General features: G+C 61.0%; 3 protein-coding genes. 2 read left to right on the forward strand and 1 reads right to left on the reverse strand.

What is annotated here, in order from left to right; all coding sequences use genetic code 11:
• Positions 1 to 49 precede the first annotated feature (49 nt).
• Complete coding sequence (locus B3520_RS04925) at positions 50 to 679, reverse strand: arylesterase (RefSeq protein ID WP_286875537.1); 630 nt, start codon at positions 677 to 679, stop codon at positions 50 to 52.
• A 180-nt stretch (positions 680 to 859) separates the two neighbouring features.
• Between B3520_RS04925 and B3520_RS04930 the strand changes: the two genes are divergently transcribed.
• Complete coding sequence (locus B3520_RS04930) at positions 860 to 1,561, forward strand: ABC transporter ATP-binding protein (RefSeq protein WP_286804730.1); 702 nt, start codon at positions 860 to 862, stop codon at positions 1,559 to 1,561.
• Positions 1,562 to 1,565: 4 nt separating this feature from the next.
• A partial coding sequence (locus B3520_RS04935) for an ABC transporter permease (RefSeq protein WP_286875538.1) occupies positions 1,566 to 3,975 on the forward strand: 2,410 nt, incomplete at its 3' end.

Here is a 3,975-nt window from a genome sequence, read left to right on the forward strand (position 1 = left end):
TAGCGCAACGCGCGTAAGCCGACATCAAACGTACCCCGAGATCACGCTCTTAGTGCGCCTGAAGTACCTCACGCAACATCGGCCAAACATTCTCCAGAATTTTTGGCTGCGCTTCGGCGTTGGGGTGAATGCCGTCTCGCTGCATCAACTCATCCTTCGTGGCGATGCCTTCTAGCATAAACGCCACCAGTGGCACATCTTCTTCCTGGGCCAGCTGCGGATACACGGCGGTAAACTGATCGGTATAGCGCGGGCCATAATTGGGGGGAATCTGCATGCCCAAGAGCACTACCTCTGCCCCTTGTTCCCGGCTCAATTGAATCATTGCGGCGAGGTTGTCGGCGAGATCGCTGACCGGGTAACCGCGTAAACCATCATTGCCGCCCAGCTCCAGAATCACCCATTCCGGGTTGTGCTCGCTCAGCAGCCGGGGAAGGCGCTTTAGGCCGCCTTCAGTGGTTTCACCGCTGACGCTGGCATTCACCACCGTATGGGGGTAGCCTTCGCGCTCCAGTCGCTCATTGAGCAGGTTGACCCAGCCATCCTCCTCGTCAATGCCGTAGGCCGCACTCAGGCTGTCACCCAGTACCAGGACGCGTGGGGACTCTGCCCAGGCCACTGAGGCGAGCGAGAGCAGCAGGGCAAGGGAAATACAGTGCAGTGTGCGGTGTAACGTCATGGGCGGTTCCGGCTCAGTGGGTGGACACAGGTGCAATAATAACCTCTGAGAGGCTCATACTGCATGGGTACGCTGATCGGGCGACTAAGGGTCACCGTAAAGAATTGTGAACCGTTTTGACACCCTCTCGTAACCAAGGTGCAATAGGTCACTCTGTTTTTTGACGAACCAGGACATTTCATGACTTCCACGGCACTGGTACAGGCCAACGGCGTTGGCAAAGTGGTTTCGACCGCAGAAGGGCAATTGACCATTCTGCACCGCATTTCCCTATCGGTGGCGGCGGGAGAAAGTGTGGCAATCACCGGCCCTTCGGGCTCCGGCAAATCAACGCTGCTGGGCATCCTGGCGGGGCTGGACCTGCCCAGTTTCGGTGAAGTGCAGCTGTGCGGCCAGAACCTGACCGCACTGGACGAAGAGGGACGGGCACAAGTTCGGGCCGAATCCGTCGGTTTCGTATTCCAGTCGTTTCAACTGCTGCCGGGCCTGACCGCGCTGGAAAACGTCATGCTCCCCATGGAGCTGCATGGCATGAAGAATGCCCGTAGTCGGGCCGAGGAGTACCTGGCTCGGGTGGGACTTGCCGAGCGTCTGACCCACTACCCGCAACAGCTCTCCGGTGGTGAGCAGCAGCGAGTGGCGGTGGCGCGGGCCTTTGCCAGCCAGCCCAAGGTGCTGTTTGCCGACGAGCCCACGGGCAACCTCGATATTCACACCGGTGCCAAAATCATCGATCTGCTGTTTGAACTGAATCGCGAGCAGGGCACCACCCTGATTCTGATTACCCACGAGGAGCGCTTGGCCCAACGCTGCGGTCGTCGCGTTCATCTGGTGGCCGGTTCCCTTGAACCGGAAACTGACCCCGTGCCAGAGGAGGCCTGAGCCAATGCTGGCCGCAAGACTACTCTGGCGCAATTGGCGCAGCGGGGAAGTGCGATTGCTGAGCATCGCCCTGGTGATGGCCGTGATGGTGGTCAGTGCCATCGCCATTTTTACCGATCGGCTCGAAGCCACTCTGGTACAGCAAAGCAACAATCTGCTGGGGGCGGACCGGGTGGTTCGGGCGTCCCAGCCTCATGATCCAGCCTGGGCTGAAGAAGCCGGCGAACGCGATCTTCAGCAGTCCCGATTGGTGGAGTTTTCCTCCATGGTGTATCGGGGTGATGAGATGCACCTGGCCTCCATCAAGGCGGTGGACGAGGGCTACCCACTGCGTGGTGTGGTGGAAACCACCGATCAACCCTGGACGACCAAACCTCCGGAAGAAGCCACTGGCATCCCGGCGCCGGGCGAAGCCTGGGTGGATGCACGCATGCTGCCCCTGCTGGGCATTGAGCTGGGTGATACCTTTGGTGTCGGCGAGGCGGAGCTGGTGGCCAGCCGTGTTCTGGTGCGTCAACCCGACGGTGCCAGTTCCATTTTCATGACCGGTGGCCGGGTCCTGATGAACCTTCAGGACCTGCCGGCAACCCGCGTGGTGCAGCCGGGCAGCCGGGTGAGCTACCAATGGCTGCTGGCCGCCGACCGGCTCGCCGACCTGGAAGGTTTTTTAACCTGGCTGGAACCGCAACTGACGGACCACTATCGGGTGGTGGACATAGAGTCCTCCCAACGCAATCTCGCCCGGACCCTGGATCGCGGCAAACAGTTTCTGCTGTTGGCCGCCGTGGTGGGCGTGCTGTTGGCCGGTGTTGCCATCGGGCTTGCGGCCCGCCAGTTTGCCGATCGCCATGTGGATCAGGTCGCCCTGATGAAAAGCCTCGGAGCGGGCAGCCAGCGTATTCGGAACCTCTACTTCGGTCAGCTGATTCTCCTGTCATTGGTGGCCTCCGTCATTGGTGTCGGCCTGGGGGAGGGCTTCCAGCAGTTGGTGGCTTACGGCCTGTCGAACTTCTTCGCCCTGAACCTGGCCCAACCGGGCTGGCTGGCCTATGTGCTGAGCGTACTGAGCGGTCTGGTGTGCCTGATGTTCTTCGCCTTGCCCGCCCTGTGGTTCCTGCCCAAAGTGCCGCCCCTGAAAATTCTGCGTCGGGAGCTGAGCGTCGATAAAGTTCAGGTCTGGACTCAGGTAATGCTGGCGTTGCTCGCCGTAGTGTTGCTGGTGGTATTGTTCAGCCGGGATTGGGCGCTGGCGGCGAGCGTCGTGGCGGCCCTGCTGGTGGTGGTTGTGGTGACCGCCATCCTCGGCCTCGGACTGCTGCACCTGAGCCGCAAACTCACCACCGGGGCCAGCAGCGTCTGGCGCCTGGCAGTGGCCAACCTGCAGCGCCGGCGCGGCCACAGCCTGGTGCAGATGGTGATCTTCTCGGTGGCGATCATGCTGCTGATCACCCTGACTGTGGTGCGCACCTCGCTGATACAGGATTGGCAAGCCCAGTTACCGGAGGATGCTCCCAACCACTTCCTGGTCAATGTGGCACCCGAAGACGTCGAGCCGGTACAGACCATGCTCGACCGCGAATCCCTGGACCGACAACCGCTGTACCCCATGGTGAGGGGTCGCCTTACACACATCAACGAGCAGGAAAAGTCCCGGGAACGCCTGAACCGCGAGGCCAACCTGACCTGGACAGACACCCTGGCGGAAGACAACGAGGTAGTGGCCGGGCAGTGGTGGGATCAGTGGTCCGGTGGCGAGCTGCCCGGCGTGTCGGTGGAGCAGGAGCTGGCGGGCGAGCTGGGCATTGAGCTGGGAGATACCTTACGGTTTTCGATCGGCGGACTGACAATGGAAGCGGAGGTGACCAGTTTGCGGACGCTGGACTGGCGCTCCATGAATCCAAACTTCTTTTTCATCTTTGAGCCTGGAGCCCTGGACGGCTTTTCCGCCACCTACATCACCAGTGCCTATGTTCCGGCCAGCCAGAAAACACTGATCAACGACCTGATGCGTGAGTACCCCACCATTCTGCTGATCGAACTGGATCGGGTATTCGAGCAGATCCGATCGATTGTCACCCAGGTGACCAAGGGCATTCAGTTGGTTCTGGTGCTCACGGTAATTGGCGGCATCCTGGTACTTCTGGCGGCGGTCACGACCAGCCTGGATGCACGCAAACAGGAGGCTGGTCTGCTGCGTGCCCTGGGCAGTCCGCGCCGGTTGGTAGTGGGCAGTGTCTGGGCGGAGTTTTCGATTCTCGGTGGCCTGTCGGGGTTGATTGCCGTGCTCGGCTCGGAGGCGCTGTTGATGAGCCTGCAGCACTTCGTACTGGAAATCCCGATCCGACCGCACTACCTTTTCTGGGTATTGGGCCCGATCCTGGGCGCCGCCTTCGTCGGCCTCTTGGGCGCCCTGA

Origin of the sequence: Marinimicrobium sp. UBA4509, from assembly GCF_002388575.1 — a bacterium.
GTDB lineage: Bacteria > Pseudomonadota > Gammaproteobacteria > Pseudomonadales > Cellvibrionaceae > Marinimicrobium > Marinimicrobium koreense.

Coding starts and splice junctions, on each gene's coding strand:
- B3520_RS04925 (WP_286875537.1), bottom strand. CDS start 679: ATGACGTTACACCGCACACTGCACTGTATTTCCCTTGCCCTGCTGCTC.
- B3520_RS04930 (WP_286804730.1), top strand. CDS start 860: ATGACTTCCACGGCACTGGTACAGGCCAACGGCGTTGGCAAAGTGGTT.